The sequence below is a fragment of the Pseudoalteromonas sp. SCSIO 43095 genome, from assembly GCF_023650455.1.
GTDB classification, from domain to species: Bacteria; Pseudomonadota; Gammaproteobacteria; order Enterobacterales; family Alteromonadaceae; genus Pseudoalteromonas; species Pseudoalteromonas tetraodonis.
Genome location: NZ_CP087995.1, coordinates 2,637,501 through 2,650,422, shown reverse-complemented (window position 1 = coordinate 2,650,422; position 12,922 = coordinate 2,637,501). Strand labels below are relative to the sequence as shown.

Genomic DNA, 12,922 nt, shown 5'->3' with positions numbered 1-12,922 from the left:
AATACATTGGGGCTTGCCATGCAGGTAAGCCCTAAGCACCTGAGTGCAAAGCATTATGGTTTTAGTTTAATAGAAATTTTAGTGGTATTGGTGATCATCGCCTTTGCCACCAAAATGGTGGTATACAGCTTAGATGGCGGCGCTGAAGAAGCGTTAGACAAGCAAGCAAATAGGCTGCATACCACCATTAATGCCGCATCGGAATTTGCGGTGCTTAATCAAATAGAATTAGGCCTTTTAGTTGAGCAAAATACGCTTGAATTTTTAGTTTTTGATGGCGAAAAATGGATTAGCTTTGATCGTGAAGCTTTATTTAAGCCAATTGAGATCGAACCCCAATTTAAATTAACACTTAATCTTGAAGACCTACCTTGGGCACAAGATAACTTACTAGAGCAGTCAAATTGGCGTGAGCTAATGAGTGGTAACAATGAAGATAGTTTATTAGAGCTTAAAAAGTTAAAAGTACCGCAAGTACTTATTTTATCCTCTGCCGATGTAAGTGCGTTTCAGCTCATGCTTGAATTAAAAGATCAGCCAGAGCCGGTGTACTTTATTGAAGGTAAATTTGCAGCCCCAGTCGATTTTCGTCGAGAGCCCCAATAATGAAAAAATACCACGGGTTTACATTATTAGAAGTCTTAGTTGCACTGAGTATTTGTGCCATGGCTGGTATTGCGGCAATGCAAGCAACCGGTGAGCATATTCATCACTTATCAAGTATTGAAGAACAAACGTATGGCTCATGGGTCGCTGAGAATGTATTGGTAGAACAACGAACGAAAGGCGAAAAATGGCAAGGTAAAAATGGTACCCGCGGCAGTGAGATGATGGCGGGTATTGAATGGTTTTGGCGCCAAGATGTTGTGCCCACTGCCGACAAGAGCTTTGTAAAAGTCACTATTAATGTGTTTACGGATGATAAGTATGAAAATTCAATTTATGAGTTAAGCACTTACTTAAATAAAGGTAAGCCTTAAGTGAAGCAGCGCGGTTTTACATTATTAGAAGTGATGGTGGCACTGGGTGTGTTGGCGTTTGTGATTATGGCCACCCACCAAATACTTGATACCACAACGCGAGCTAAACAAGCATCAGATGAAAAAATTGCTGAACTAAATAGCTTACAAACTGCATTTAGATTGATGGATCAAGACTTTAGCCAAATGACTAAACGCCAAGTACGTAATGAAGCTGGAGATTTTCAAGAGGGATACTTACTTGCTGGACGCTACATTATAGAAAGCCAGCTTGATGGTATTGCCTTTGTACGTGATGGTTGGATGAATCCCATTAACTTACTTCCTCGCTCAGAGTTACAAGCTGTTGGTTATCGCGTCATTGATGACAAGTTAGAACGCGTATATCGCATTTATGTTGATCAACTCGATAATATGGAGCCTCGTAGCCAAGTTGTTTTAGCTGACGTAGAAGAGCTTAAATTTGAGTTTTTAGATGGTAACGCAGAGTGGCAAGAAAACTGGCAAATTAAGGCGTTACCTAAAGCGGTAGCTGTAACGTTAAAGCAAATGAACGCAGAACCAATTAGGCGTGTGTTTTTAGTGCCAGGACTCGGTAAAGAGCTACCTAAACCAGTAACTGAGGGGACTAACCCGTCGCAACCTAATGGCCGAGGTACGCCTTGATGAACCAACAATCTTCGCGCGGCGCGGCTTTGGTTATTGTATTATTTATTGTAGCGCTTGCAGCTATTTTAGCCGTTGAAATGAGTGCTAATTTAATGGTGCAAGTACAAAGAAGTACTAACTTACAAAGTCAGCAACAAGCGAAATGGTATGCCTATGGTGCTGAAGAATTAGCTATTAAAGGCTTAATTCAAAGTAAAAAAGACGATCCAGAAAAAACCACCTTAGCGCAGCTGTGGGCAAAGCAAGGTGATGTAAAGTACCCTGTTGAGAACGGCACGTTAAGCGGCCAGTTGACTGATTTACAAGCGTGTTTAAATTTAAACGCGCTTGGGGTTGAGCCAGACCCAAATAGCGGTAATAAAACGAACCCTGCACATAAAGCGTTGTTTGCTATTTTAGAAAATATAGATGATTTACCCAGTGATGAATCAGAAGAAGGGATGGCCGACAGTGTGTTTGATTGGCTTGATGAGAACAGTATAACCTATCGCTCAGGAGCTGAAGAAGGCGAGTATTTATCGCGTCAGTTTCCATATATGACGGCTAATAGCTTATTTGCATCGGTGTCTGAACTGCGTTTAATTAAAGGGTTTAATCCTTTGGTTATGGAAAAAGTGCTGCCTTTTGTCTGTGTGATCCCAGGTAGCACATTACTTTCAATCAATGTTAATACAATCACTGAAGAGCAAGCATTATTACTCAGTGGCTTAATAGATGAACTTAGTGTTTCAGGCGCTCAAGCGGTAATTGCAGCGCGTCCTGAAAATGGTTTTGATAATATTGAAGAGTTTTTTGAATCTGTATTACAACAAGGTGGTAAAAACATCAAAGCAGTAGAAAAACTTTTTAGTGTGAAAAGTGAATATTTTAAATTACAAACGCAGGCAAAATTTGTTGATTTGCGTTTTTCGATGACCACATTACTGTATGCCAGCAATGGCGAGGTAACGATACTGGCGCGAAAATTTGGAGGCGTACAGTGACAGAGATACTGTTGATCCGCACGGGTCAAACCGAACAAGACTTACTTAACTGGTTAATATACTCACCACAAGAACAAGAAATAATAGCCAGTGGCGAGTTACAAAATGCCAGCCAGTTAAGTGAGTTAACTGAAAAAGCATCAACCCGAGAGCTCGTGGTACTTTTACCATGCGACCAAGTGCAATTAAAAACGGTGATACTGCCAACTAAATGGAACCGTAAGCTAGAGCAAGCACTGCCTTATATGCTCGAAGAGGATATTGCCTGTGATATAGACGATATCTATATAGCGCTAGGGGAACCGACAATGGTTGAAGCGCAGCATGCAATTAGGGTTGCGCTAATGAACCGTGATTGGTTTGAGCACTGGTTAGAGGTGTTTGAGCAACACCAGCTCAGTGCTCATAAAATAGTGCCAGATGGCTTGTTATTGCCCAGTGCAGAAGAGCCTTGTGTAGCGGCAATTGAGCTCAACAAGCAATGGCTATTTAAAAAAGGTGACTGGCATATCGGTGCGGTTGAAAGCAGCTGGTTAAAGGAGTATCTAACGGCTTTAGGTAACCCTGATATAAAACATTACAGCCCTGCAGAGCAATTTCCCGAAACGCTTACCTTGCATCCGCAAACCAGTGACTATGAGCTGCCGTTAGCATTATTTGCTAAGCAGTTAGATCAGCTTAAATTTAATTTGCGTCAAGGGCCTTACACGATTAAAAAGAAAACGGCTTTATGGTGGGGTTACTGGAAAAGTGCCACCATAATTAGTGTTATTGCTTTGCTATCGAGTGTGGCTATTAAAGCGGTTGAATTACATCAGCTTGATTCGCAGCTTGAGGTAGCTAAATCACAAGTAGTAGAGCGATTTCAAAAAGCCTTTCCAGGCACGCGGGTGCGCCCTCACTTAATTAAAAATCAAATACAGGGAGCACTGGATAAAGTACAAGGTACGAGCGATGCTGGCTTTTTAGATTTAACCAGCAAGCTGGTGAGTGTATTTTCACAAGTGAGCGAATTTACACCGCAAACCTTACGTTTTGATAAGCGCCGTAATGAATTACGTATTCGTGCTCGTGCAAAAGACTTTCAAACCTTTGGTAAGGTTAAAGCCATTCTTGAGCAGCAAGGTGTGACTGTTGAGCAGGGGTCGTTAAATAATGATGGTGATTATATCGTCGGCGAAATTAGACTGCGAGGTGCACAATGAAACAACAGTTCATGAAATATTGGGGTTCATTAAAAGAACAAGAGCAGCAGTTAATAATGGTTGCGGGTGGTGTATTTATTATTTTTGTTTTGGTAATGGGTATATTTAGACCCTTAAATACGGCAATAGAAAATGCGCAACAATCACAAATAAAACAACAAGAATTGCTAGCATGGGTAGACGACAGTATCGTTAAACTTAAAGCAGCAGGAAAAGCGCAAGCGGTGAGCAATCAAAACCTCAGCCAAATAGTGAATAATACGCGCGGTCGTTACAGCATTAATATTAGTAAAATGCAGCCAAATGATAATTCACTTCGTTTAACACTCGACTCAGTGGAGTTTAATCAATTAATCCAATGGATTGACGAGCTGGTTAATCAGCATGGTTTAAGCGTAGAAAATTTAGATTTAAGCCAAGATGATAAATCCGGTTATGTACGCGTTAGCCGTTTAGTATTAGAGAAGTAGTTAATGAAAAAAATAATAATTTTATCCATCGTTTTTGTAATTAGCTTTCTTGTTTTTAGCGTTATAAAATTGCCCGCTGCAGTGGCTTTAAATTTTGCTAAACCTTACTTACCTGCGCAGTTAGAGGTAGGGCAAACTTTTGGTACGCTATGGCAAGGTCAAATAATGCAGCTTCGCTTTCAAGGTGAACAGTTGAATAATGTACGTTGGGATATATCAGGCTGGTCAATCTTTAAAGCTCAAGTGAATACTAACTTACGTTTTGGTAATCCTCGCGAACGTGATGACATTTCTGGGTATGCAGATATTAGTTATTCTCTTACAAATGATGAACTTAGAATAACTGATACTGTAGTGCGTTCAACGGTTGAGCGCACTATGCAGCGCATTGATTTACCGTTACCGGTTACTGCTAAAGGACGCGTTATTTTAGAGCTCGATGAGTATGTTTCAGGCGCTCCTTATTGCCAATCATTACAAGGTGAAATAGCCAGCCCTGATATTGATGTGCAAGGACTAGCTGGCTGGTTTAATATAGGCGATTTAAGCGGTAAACTAAGTTGTAAGTCGGGCGATGTAGCCATACTTATCGAGCCAAATAATAGATTAGGGTTAGAGGCTGATGCTACACTAAAAGCCAATTTTGATTTTAAAGTAGCGGGATATGTTAAACCTGATCTCACTTTACCGAAAGAAGTCCATGACGCGGTGAAGTTTTTAGGTAGACCAGATAACCAAGGTCGGTATCCACTTAAATTTTAATATTTTACAAAAAAGAGTTTTAATGCAAATACCTCAGTTTACTGAGCAGCACGCCAAGCTGCTCAGCGAGTTTTTAACTACCCAGCCTGGCGCTATGAGCCTTATTCAAAGCCAAGGTTATTTATTTGGCACTATTTGTTCACCTGAGCCATTAGAAGTACATCAATGGTTAGAGCAAATTCTCCCTAATACCGCGAATGACCTTGATGAAGACATGTTGTTTTTGTTTATGGCATTACATCACCAAGTAAGTGAACAAGTATTTGAACTTGGTTATAAGTTACCCGCTGAGTTTGACCTTGAGTTTTGTCAGCAGTGGTCTGCAGGTTTTTTAACTGCAAGCCAAACGTATACTCATAAGTTACTTCAGAGTGAGCAACTAGATATTCAATACAAGCAAGCGCTTGAAAGTGCACAGGCGACTCTTAGCTTTTTTGCATTAGATAAACCAACGATTGCACAGATTGCACAGCAAAATAATATCGATGAATTACATTTGTGTGCGCAGCAGTATGAATTAATGGGCGACTTTGCGTTAGGTTTTGCTGAACTTATAGAAATTGTCGCGCTTAATAGTGGTTTGTATACCGATGAAGGGTGGGATGAATAAGTAGTTACAGCCTTAAGCGCCAATCTCTAATTCAATATCAGTGCAACCTTGTTTGCACTGTATTACTCCCTTACCAGGTTTGCTGGTGGCTAAATTTAACGTTAATACACCCTGGCAATGCTCACATTTGATTGTTTTACCTTGTGCCAACTGCTTAAGCATAGTGCGATGTTTGTGAAATGAGTTACTTGCTTTTTTATTTAATCCAGAAAAATCCATTATTTCACTCTCGATTGCGCTAATGACTCTTTGATAATGCGACATACCGTTGTTAAACGTTCTGAATAAAAGTAAAGGTTTAGATCGCCTTGACGACAATAGCGTAGTTCAAACAACTTTACTGACTCATCATTGGTAAACGTTTTATTAATATAGTCTTCTTCGGATCTTGAAAGTGCTAACTGTTTATTGATTTTGTTTCTTGTCATGGTTGCGACAGGAAAACGATCAACTTTAGTTGTGCTGCTTAACAAGCCTATACCATCACCGAGTAAGCGCTCACGAGGCTCTTTTACCAAGGGGTGATCAATGGTAAAAAATGCTAGGATCACAACCACTAGTATAAAAAATTTCTTCATAAATACACAAACCTTGATCCAAACACCACGTTAGTAGCCGGCAAGTGTAATAAAATACACCTTAAAAGCAAGTCACAAGTTGAATAAATTATTAGCAATCTAGTCAGTAATTTTAGCCAATATGCGTATAATAAGGGGAGTAATTAGATATTTCTGAAATATCTGAAAGTATACAAGTGCGACCTAAAGCGTATTATGTTTAGCATGTAAGTTGCTACACTTAGGCGAAAAGTACAAAAAGATTGCTGAATTTTTATTTCCTAGCGGCGTTGAGGAACTTCAATGGATAAGCAAATTAAAGTAAAAAACATACCAACAGAGGTTAAGATCCAAAAACCCGATCTGAGCCGACAAGAAGATAGATTTAACCCACGCAACCGTATTTATGTGCGTGCTGTTTCAGGGCTCCATCAATTACTAAGACAACGTATTGGCTTTTTAGGCATGCTGGCGTTTATGTTATTGCCCTGGATCAACTTTAACGGTCAACAAGCTGTTTTATTTGAGCTAATGGAGCAAAAATTTAATATTTTTGGCTTAACCCTGTGGCCACAAGATTTCACCATTCTTGCATTTATATTTATGCTAGCAGCGTTTGCCTTATTTCTGGTTACCACTTTTTATGGTCGAGTGTGGTGTGGCTATACATGTCCGCAAACAGTATGGACCTTCATTTTTATTTGGTTTGAAGAAAAGTTTGAGGGCAGCGCTAACCAACGTAAAAAGTTAGATCAACGGCCGATGGATTTTGACAAGTTCTGGCGTAAAACAGCTAAACACACTAGTTGGGTACTATTTTCTTTATATACTGCGTTAACGTTTGTTGGTTACTTCACGCCTATTCGCGAACTACTGCCTGAATTTGTTACCTTTAATGTGGGCGGTTATGCCTTAGTTAGTATTATTGTATTTACTATTTGTACTTATGGTAATGCGGGTTGGATGCGCGAAATTATGTGTTTACATATATGCCCATACTCACGTTTTCAGTCAGCAATGTTTGATAAAGACACCTTTACTGTAAGCTACGATGAAGCGCGTGGTGAAAACCGCGGGCCACGTTCGCGTAAACAAGACCCAAAAGAGTTGGGTTTAGGTGACTGTATTGACTGTAACTTGTGTGTGCAGGTTTGCCCAACCGGGATCGATATTCGTAATGGTCTGCAATATGAGTGTATAAATTGTGGTGCTTGTATTGATGCCTGTGACGGCGTAATGGATAAAATGAATTACCCTCGGGGCCTTATCTCTTACACCACCGAGCGTAATTTAGAAACACCGGAGAATAAAACCCATCCGCTGCGCCCAAAGCTGATTGGTTACAGTGTTATTTTAATCTTACTTACCGGTGCGCTGGTTGCTAATATCGCCATGCGTAAAACCATGGACTTTGATATTATTCGCGACCGCAATCAGTTGTATCGTGTCGATTTTAATGGTTTAGTTGAAAACACCTACACCTTAAAAGTAATTAACAAAGCACAATACGAGCAAACATTCTCTATTGATGTAACCGGGTTAGATAATTATAAATACTTAGGTGATACTACCTTTACAGTAAACGCTGGTGAATCGCATAATGTACCGCTATCACTGGTAATGGATCCTTATGATTTAAAAGCGCCAATGACCGAGTTTAACTTTGTGTTGTCGCCAATAAACGAGCCCGATAATAAAATATCGCAGCCAAGCAACTTTTTTAAGGCACGATAAGTCGCTTTATTAAAGGCAAACGAGCACTGTTATTAACAAAAAAGCGGGATATTCCCGCTTTTCTTTTTATATAAGAAGTATATGAGTAAATTTAGCTTTATTGACTTAACCCCAGATCTTATTTTGGATGCCATAGAAAGCGTGGATATTTATGCTGAGTCAGGGTTGTTAGCGCTAAATAGCTACGAGAATCGGGTGTATCAATTTGTGGCCGAGGGTGCAAAGCGTTACGTCGTTAAGTTTTATCGCCCTGAGCGCTGGAGCAAAGCGCAAATTCAAGAAGAGCATGACTTTGCTTTTGAGCTAGCCGCCGCTGGAGTACCGGTGGTGGCGCCAATAAAACACAATGGGCAAAGCTTGTTTGAACATCAAGGGTATTTATTTACTTTGTTCCCAAGTGTAGGCGGGCGTTTATTTGAGGTGGACAATTTAGATCAACTCGATGTGCTCGGGCGTTTAATCGGTCGTATGCATCAAGTAGCCAAAACGAAACCCTTTACCCAAAGACCGACCATTACTTGTGATGAATATTTAGATACAGCTAAAGTTCATTTACAAAAAAGTAAGTTAGTCCCTATGGGATTAGAGACTTCCTTTTACACTATTTTAGATTTAGTCATTGCCCAAGCGCAGCTGCAATATAAAAATGTAGATAGTATTCGCTTACACGGAGACTGCCATGCTGGTAATATTTTATGGGCTGGGGATGCGCTGATGTTTGTTGATTTAGACGATAGCCGCCAAGGACCTGCAATTCAAGATTTATGGATGATGCTCAGTGGCGATCGACAAACACAGCTGTTACAGTTAGACACTTTAGTGAATGCGTATGAAGAGTTTTGTGATTTTGATCACTCACAACTGAAGCTGATCGAACCGCTTCGCGCCATGCGTATGATTCATTACATGGGTTGGGTTGCAAAACGTTGGAGTGATCCTGCTTTTGTACGGAACTTTTCATGGTTTGCAGATGACAAATACTGGGAGCAACAAATTTTAGCGCTTAAAGAGCAGTTTGCAGCTTTGCAAGAAGCCCCGTTAAAATTATTGCCATAATATTTTTATTTTAAAAGAAGTATAACGAGATATTCATGCTTAAAAAATTAAAACTAAGTTTACTGATCCTATGTTTACCTTTTGCAGCATTAGCTGCTAACTTTGAAGCGGGTAATCAATACACTGTAATTGATGTTGAAAAAAGTAAAACCCCGAATGTAACCGAGTTTTTCTCTTTCTATTGCCCACATTGTTTTAAATTTGAGCCGGTAGCCAAAGGGATTGCAGAAAACTTACCTGAAGGGGCTGAATTTGTAAAAAATCATGTCAACTTTTTGGGAGGCGTTTCACCACAAGCGCAAAGTAATTTAAGCTTTGCTTACTTAATCGCAAAAAAGCATGGTCAAGCCGAAGCAGTAACAGCGCAAATTTTTAAAAGCATCCATATTCAGCGTGCACCATTAACAGAAATTAAAGACGTTAAGAAGTTATTAGAGCTTAACGCAATTGATAACAGCACATTTGATAATGATATTGCTAGTTTGCCTATCATAGCAGCTGAACGTGCCATGCAAGATAAGCAGAATAAATATTCTGAGCTTGGCGCATTAACTGGCGTACCTACATTTATCGTAAATGACAAATATAAAATCAATATTAATACAATCAAGAGCCAACAAGAACTTGATGAGTTAATTAGCTTTTTACTAAAACTATAATTTTTGGAGCACCACAATAATGATCAAATTAGTTAAAGCAGGGTTACTTGCTGTATTACTCCCTTTAGCTGCAACCAGTTTTGCTGCCACTTACGAAGAGGGCGTACATTACGATGTCGTCTCTGATCGTGCAACGAGAAAACCAGAAGTAAAAGAGTTTTTCTCTTTTTACTGTCCTGCATGTAATAACATGGAACCACTGCTGGCCGAAATCAAACCTAAGCTAGATAAAAACGTAAAGTTTAAGAAAAGTCATGTAGATTTTGTGGGTGTACGTGACCCAGAACATCAAACCATGATCAGCCAAGCATTAGCTACTGCTGAAGTACTACCACAAAAAGATAAAATTATTTCAGCGATGTTTGATCATATCCATGCAAAGCGCGCACGATTTAATGAGTTGGCAGATGTAAAAGACGTATTCTTAGCGCAAGGCGTAGATGGCGACAAGTTTGATAAATTATTTGAAAGCTTCTCGGTACGTACACTTAGCTCTAAAATGAAACGTGACCAAGATTACTTTAAAGGCAAAGGAGCACTTCGTGGCGTTCCTACGTTTATCGTTAATGGTAAATACAAGCTTAACCTAGGTGGTGAGTCAGGCATTTCATCGCCAGAAGATGTAAGCGCACTCATTAATTACTTAGCAAATAAATAAGTAATTTGGTTAAATAAAAAAGCTCCTTAAGGAGCTTTTTTATTTTTACAACGTGCGCTGTTTAATGCTTTTTTTATTTACGTTGTAAAAACACACCAGATTCAATGTGGTGTGTATAAGGGAACTGATCAAATATTGCAAAGCGCTTAACCTCATGGGTTTGCGTTAAGTGATCAAGGTCGCGCTCTAATGTGTCTGGGTTACATGATATATAAATAATATTCTCATAGTTAGCCACTAAGTCACACGTAAGCGTGTCCATGCCGGCACGAGGTGGGTCGACTAGAATGGTTTGGCAGTTGTAACTACTAAGGTCAATGCCATCTAGGCGAGAGAAAGTACGCTCGCCTTTCATTGCCTGAGTAAACTCTTCGCTCGACATGCGAATAATATCTAAGTTAGTTACTTTGTTTTGAGCAATATTATATTGCGCTGAATGCACAGACGATTTTGATATTTCTGTTGCCAGCACTTTATTAAATGAGCCTGCAAGTGCAATTGAAAAGTTTCCGTTACCACAATACAGCTCTAGTAAATCATTGTTTAGTGGTTTACATAACTCTTGTGCCCACTCTAACATTTTAATATTCACCTTCGCATTAGGCTGAGTAAAGCTATTTTCTACCTGCTGATAGATTAGCTCTTGGCCATTCACCATTAAGCGCTCAGTAACAAAGTCATCGCCCAATTTTTCTTTTTGCTTACGTGCACGGCCAATAAAGTCAATTTTGTACTGGCTACTTAGTTTTTCTTTTAAGGCATTGATCTCAGTTAACCAGTGTTCATCAAGTGGCTTGTGATATAGCAAGCTCACTAAAATTTCACCACTGAGGGTTGATAAATAATCTATTTGAAATAATTTACGACGCAGTACTTCGCAGCCTTTTAAATTTTCAATCATCACCTGCATAACTTCACCTACTAAAGGAGCTGCAGGGTCAAAGGTATCAACACGTATTTTATCTTTTGTTTGTTGATCAAACATAATATGAAACAGATCGTCACCATCGTGCCATACTCTAAATTCTGCACGTTGGCGGTAGTTAATGGGCTCAGAGCTAAATACTTCTAACTGTTTTACACCAAAATGTTGGAATTGCTCTGTAATACGCTGCTCTTTTTCATTTAATTGTGCATCGTACTGCGTGGTATCTATATTTATAACTGCCATTAACGGTATAACCTTATCGTTGAGATCTGTTTATCGGCGATATTGTAGGGGGCGAAGCGTATTTGTCTAGTTTTGATCAAATATAGTGAGCTTTTTTTGAGCATTTTACTACAGTATAGGCTTTCTTGGTCGATATAAGAGTAAGTCTAAATAGGAGTCCTCTCATGAAAATAGGTAACTTTAGTTTTGTTCCAAACAGCAATGCCAATAAATACAATACTAAACAAGCAATGCCACAGCCTAAAATAGACTCTCCACCAACTAGTTATCAGCAACGCGGAAATGAATTGGCAGCTGCCGTATTGGGTGACAAAATGGCAAAAGAATTAGGCTTGCCGGTTGCTGAAGCGAAAAAAGACAAACCATTGTTTGATTTTAATGAAGTAGTCAAAAATGTTTTAGACTTTGTGACAAGCTCGGTAAAAAAAGCCAAAGCCAATGGTGCCGATAACGACAAACTGCAAGATATGCTAAATCAGGCACGTAAAGGAGTGCAAACGGGTGTTGATGAGGCTGTGGATGAACTAAAAGGCATGGGCGTATTTAATCAAGAACTTGAAGAGGGTATTGATAAATCTAAAGAGGGTATCTTTAGGGGCCTCGATAAATTTGAGCAGAACTTATTTAACCCTCAACCTGCAAGCGTAACTGTAAGTCAGGCGCAATATGTAAGTTTAAGCAATACTGCTGATTACACATTCACCACAGCAGAAGGTGATGAGGTGAGTATTAGCTTTGCAGATGCTTATCAATCGCAATCATCTAGTCGCTATCAACAAACAGATGATTCACAATCATTTAGTACGCAATTTTCTGAATCCCGTGAGCTCTCTTTCTCGATGTCAGTAAATGGTGAGCTTAATGAAGACGAGCAGCAAGCCATAAATGATTTAATGGCAGAGTTACAAGATGTCAGTAAAACCTTTTTCAGTGGCGATTTAGACAAAGCATTTGAACAAGCCCAAGAACTCAGTTTAGGGAATGAACAGCTGGTGGCATTCTCAATGGACTTACGTCAAAGCAAAACCGTTGCTGCCATTAAAGAGTATGAACAAATTAAGCCAGCATCAGAAAAAGCCATTGCCGAAAGTGTTGCCCCTTTTAATGATGATCTAAAATCGGCTTACTCTAAAGCGCACACCCTAGGATTAGAAAGCCAGCTATCAGGTATCATTCAATGGCTAAATCAAGATCAACAAGAAATAGATAAACTGGTTGATTACACTAACACCATGTTTGAAAACTTAGATAAATTAAGCGCCGCTACTGCAAAGCTAGGCACTGAGTAAAACTACTTTCTTTTACAAAAGCCACATGGCAAACTGCCGTTCTTAGTAAAGAGTAGGAATGGTAGTTTGTCAGCGCACATCATGGTATTTGATTCAGGTATAGGTGGAACCACCGTGCT

The 12,922-nt window shown here is 39.5% G+C and carries 17 protein-coding genes (1 of these 17 running past the window's edge); 14 read left to right on the top strand and 3 right to left on the bottom strand.

Going from position 1 to position 12,922, the window contains the following annotated elements:
* Positions 1–18 precede the first annotated feature (18 nt).
* Genes LOC50_RS12485 through LOC50_RS12450 form a run of 8 tightly spaced genes read left to right on the top strand, consistent with a single transcriptional unit; the run spans position 19 to position 5,679 of the window.
* Positions 19–606 carry a prepilin-type N-terminal cleavage/methylation domain-containing protein gene (locus tag LOC50_RS12485; protein WP_013464252.1) on the top strand — a complete coding sequence of 196 codons (588 nt, stop codon included), beginning with the start codon at positions 19–21 and terminating at the stop codon, positions 604–606.
* Positions 606–980 (top strand): type II secretion system minor pseudopilin GspI, encoded by a 375-nt coding sequence (gspI, locus tag LOC50_RS12480; RefSeq protein ID WP_016900327.1) that lies wholly within the window; start codon positions 606–608, stop codon positions 978–980. The genes LOC50_RS12485 and gspI overlap by 1 nt, the downstream gene beginning before the upstream one ends.
* Positions 981–1,646 (top strand): type II secretion system minor pseudopilin GspJ, encoded by a 666-nt coding sequence (gspJ, locus tag LOC50_RS12475; protein ID WP_036980439.1) that lies wholly within the window; start codon positions 981–983, stop codon positions 1,644–1,646.
* On the top strand, positions 1,646–2,632 hold the full coding sequence (gspK, locus tag LOC50_RS12470; protein ID WP_069439169.1) for a type II secretion system minor pseudopilin GspK: 987 nt from the start codon (positions 1,646–1,648) through the stop codon (positions 2,630–2,632). Before gspJ ends, gspK begins: the two co-directional genes overlap by 1 nt.
* Positions 2,629–3,837: a type II secretion system protein GspL gene (gene gspL / locus LOC50_RS12465; protein WP_138626101.1), complete on the top strand. Its 1,209-nt coding sequence runs from the start codon at positions 2,629–2,631 to the stop codon at positions 3,835–3,837. The genes gspK and gspL overlap by 4 nt, the downstream gene beginning before the upstream one ends.
* Positions 3,834–4,307: a type II secretion system protein M gene (locus tag LOC50_RS12460; RefSeq protein ID WP_013464257.1), complete on the top strand. Its 474-nt coding sequence runs from the start codon at positions 3,834–3,836 to the stop codon at positions 4,305–4,307. Before gspL ends, LOC50_RS12460 begins: the two co-directional genes overlap by 4 nt.
* Before the next feature lie 3 nt (positions 4,308–4,310).
* Positions 4,311–5,069, top strand: a complete 759-nt coding sequence (locus LOC50_RS12455) for a type II secretion system protein N (RefSeq protein WP_138626102.1) — start codon at positions 4,311–4,313, stop codon at positions 5,067–5,069.
* A 22-nt stretch (positions 5,070–5,091) separates the two neighbouring features.
* Positions 5,092–5,679: a UPF0149 family protein gene (locus LOC50_RS12450; RefSeq protein WP_024601509.1), complete on the top strand. Its 588-nt coding sequence runs from the start codon at positions 5,092–5,094 to the stop codon at positions 5,677–5,679.
* A 12-nt stretch (positions 5,680–5,691) separates the two neighbouring features.
* Here the strand turns inward: LOC50_RS12450 and LOC50_RS12445 are convergent, their stop codons facing one another.
* Positions 5,692–5,898, bottom strand: a complete 207-nt coding sequence (locus tag LOC50_RS12445) for a hypothetical protein (RefSeq protein ID WP_138626103.1) — start codon at positions 5,896–5,898, stop codon at positions 5,692–5,694.
* Positions 5,898–6,257, bottom strand: coding sequence for a hypothetical protein (locus LOC50_RS12440; RefSeq protein ID WP_069439166.1), 360 nt, complete (start codon positions 6,255–6,257; stop codon positions 5,898–5,900). The genes LOC50_RS12445 and LOC50_RS12440 overlap by 1 nt, the downstream gene beginning before the upstream one ends.
* 282 nt (positions 6,258–6,539) lie before the next feature.
* Between LOC50_RS12440 and ccoG the strand changes: the two genes are divergently transcribed.
* The 4 genes from ccoG to LOC50_RS12420 all read left to right on the top strand — a co-directional run bounded on the left by ccoG (position 6,540) and on the right by LOC50_RS12420 (position 10,343).
* The gene (gene ccoG / locus LOC50_RS12435; protein ID WP_036980430.1) at positions 6,540–7,970 is read left to right on the top strand and encodes a cytochrome c oxidase accessory protein CcoG; all 1,431 of its coding nucleotides are present in this window, start codon (positions 6,540–6,542) and stop codon (positions 7,968–7,970) included.
* 81 nt (positions 7,971–8,051) lie between these two features.
* Entirely contained in the window at positions 8,052–9,026 is a 975-nt protein-coding gene (locus LOC50_RS12430) for a serine/threonine protein kinase (protein ID WP_138626104.1), read from the top strand.
* Between the two features lie 35 nt (positions 9,027–9,061).
* A complete protein-coding gene (locus tag LOC50_RS12425) occupies positions 9,062–9,685 on the top strand; it encodes a thiol:disulfide interchange protein DsbA/DsbL (protein WP_036980428.1) in 624 nt (207 codons plus the stop codon).
* Between the two features lie 19 nt (positions 9,686–9,704).
* On the top strand, positions 9,705–10,343 hold the full coding sequence (locus tag LOC50_RS12420; RefSeq protein ID WP_008113400.1) for a thiol:disulfide interchange protein DsbA/DsbL: 639 nt from the start codon (positions 9,705–9,707) through the stop codon (positions 10,341–10,343).
* Between the two features lie 73 nt (positions 10,344–10,416).
* Here LOC50_RS12420 and trmA read toward each other — a convergent pair whose 3' ends face one another.
* A complete protein-coding gene (gene trmA / locus LOC50_RS12415; RefSeq protein ID WP_250653307.1) occupies positions 10,417–11,514 on the bottom strand; it encodes a tRNA (uridine(54)-C5)-methyltransferase TrmA in 1,098 nt (365 codons plus the stop codon).
* Between the two features lie 164 nt (positions 11,515–11,678).
* Here trmA and LOC50_RS12410 point away from each other — a divergent pair, with 164 nt between their 5' ends.
* Together LOC50_RS12410 and murI are read left to right on the top strand one after the other, a co-directional pair.
* Positions 11,679–12,803: a DUF5610 domain-containing protein gene (locus LOC50_RS12410; RefSeq protein WP_250653306.1), complete on the top strand. Its 1,125-nt coding sequence runs from the start codon at positions 11,679–11,681 to the stop codon at positions 12,801–12,803.
* A 66-nt stretch (positions 12,804–12,869) separates the two neighbouring features.
* Positions 12,870–12,922 carry the 5' end (the start) of a glutamate racemase gene (murI, locus tag LOC50_RS12405; RefSeq protein WP_069439163.1) on the top strand. Its footprint extends 736 nt past the window's final position, so only the first 53 of its 789 coding nucleotides appear in the window; it begins with the start codon at positions 12,870–12,872; the stop codon falls past the right edge of the window.

What these genes read in the sequence shown, in the direction of transcription:
- LOC50_RS12485 (WP_013464252.1), top strand. Translation starts at nt 19, where the DNA reads ATGCAGGTAAGCCCTAAGCACCTGAGTGCAAAGCATTATGGTTTTAGT.
- gspI (WP_016900327.1), top strand. Translation starts at nt 606, where the DNA reads ATGAAAAAATACCACGGGTTTACATTATTAGAAGTCTTAGTTGCACTG.
- gspK (WP_069439169.1), top strand. Translation starts at nt 1,646, where the DNA reads ATGAACCAACAATCTTCGCGCGGCGCGGCTTTGGTTATTGTATTATTT.
- LOC50_RS12460 (WP_013464257.1), top strand. Translation starts at nt 3,834, where the DNA reads ATGAAACAACAGTTCATGAAATATTGGGGTTCATTAAAAGAACAAGAG.
- LOC50_RS12455 (WP_138626102.1), top strand. Translation starts at nt 4,311, where the DNA reads ATGAAAAAAATAATAATTTTATCCATCGTTTTTGTAATTAGCTTTCTT.
- LOC50_RS12450 (WP_024601509.1), top strand. Translation starts at nt 5,092, where the DNA reads ATGCAAATACCTCAGTTTACTGAGCAGCACGCCAAGCTGCTCAGCGAG.
- LOC50_RS12445 (WP_138626103.1), bottom strand. Translation starts at nt 5,898, where the DNA reads ATGGATTTTTCTGGATTAAATAAAAAAGCAAGTAACTCATTTCACAAA.
- LOC50_RS12440 (WP_069439166.1), bottom strand. Translation starts at nt 6,257, where the DNA reads ATGAAGAAATTTTTTATACTAGTGGTTGTGATCCTAGCATTTTTTACC.
- ccoG (WP_036980430.1), top strand. Translation starts at nt 6,540, where the DNA reads ATGGATAAGCAAATTAAAGTAAAAAACATACCAACAGAGGTTAAGATC.
- LOC50_RS12430 (WP_138626104.1), top strand. Translation starts at nt 8,052, where the DNA reads ATGAGTAAATTTAGCTTTATTGACTTAACCCCAGATCTTATTTTGGAT.
- LOC50_RS12425 (WP_036980428.1), top strand. Translation starts at nt 9,062, where the DNA reads ATGCTTAAAAAATTAAAACTAAGTTTACTGATCCTATGTTTACCTTTT.
- LOC50_RS12420 (WP_008113400.1), top strand. Translation starts at nt 9,705, where the DNA reads ATGATCAAATTAGTTAAAGCAGGGTTACTTGCTGTATTACTCCCTTTA.
- trmA (WP_250653307.1), bottom strand. Translation starts at nt 11,514, where the DNA reads ATGGCAGTTATAAATATAGATACCACGCAGTACGATGCACAATTAAAT.
- LOC50_RS12410 (WP_250653306.1), top strand. Translation starts at nt 11,679, where the DNA reads ATGAAAATAGGTAACTTTAGTTTTGTTCCAAACAGCAATGCCAATAAA.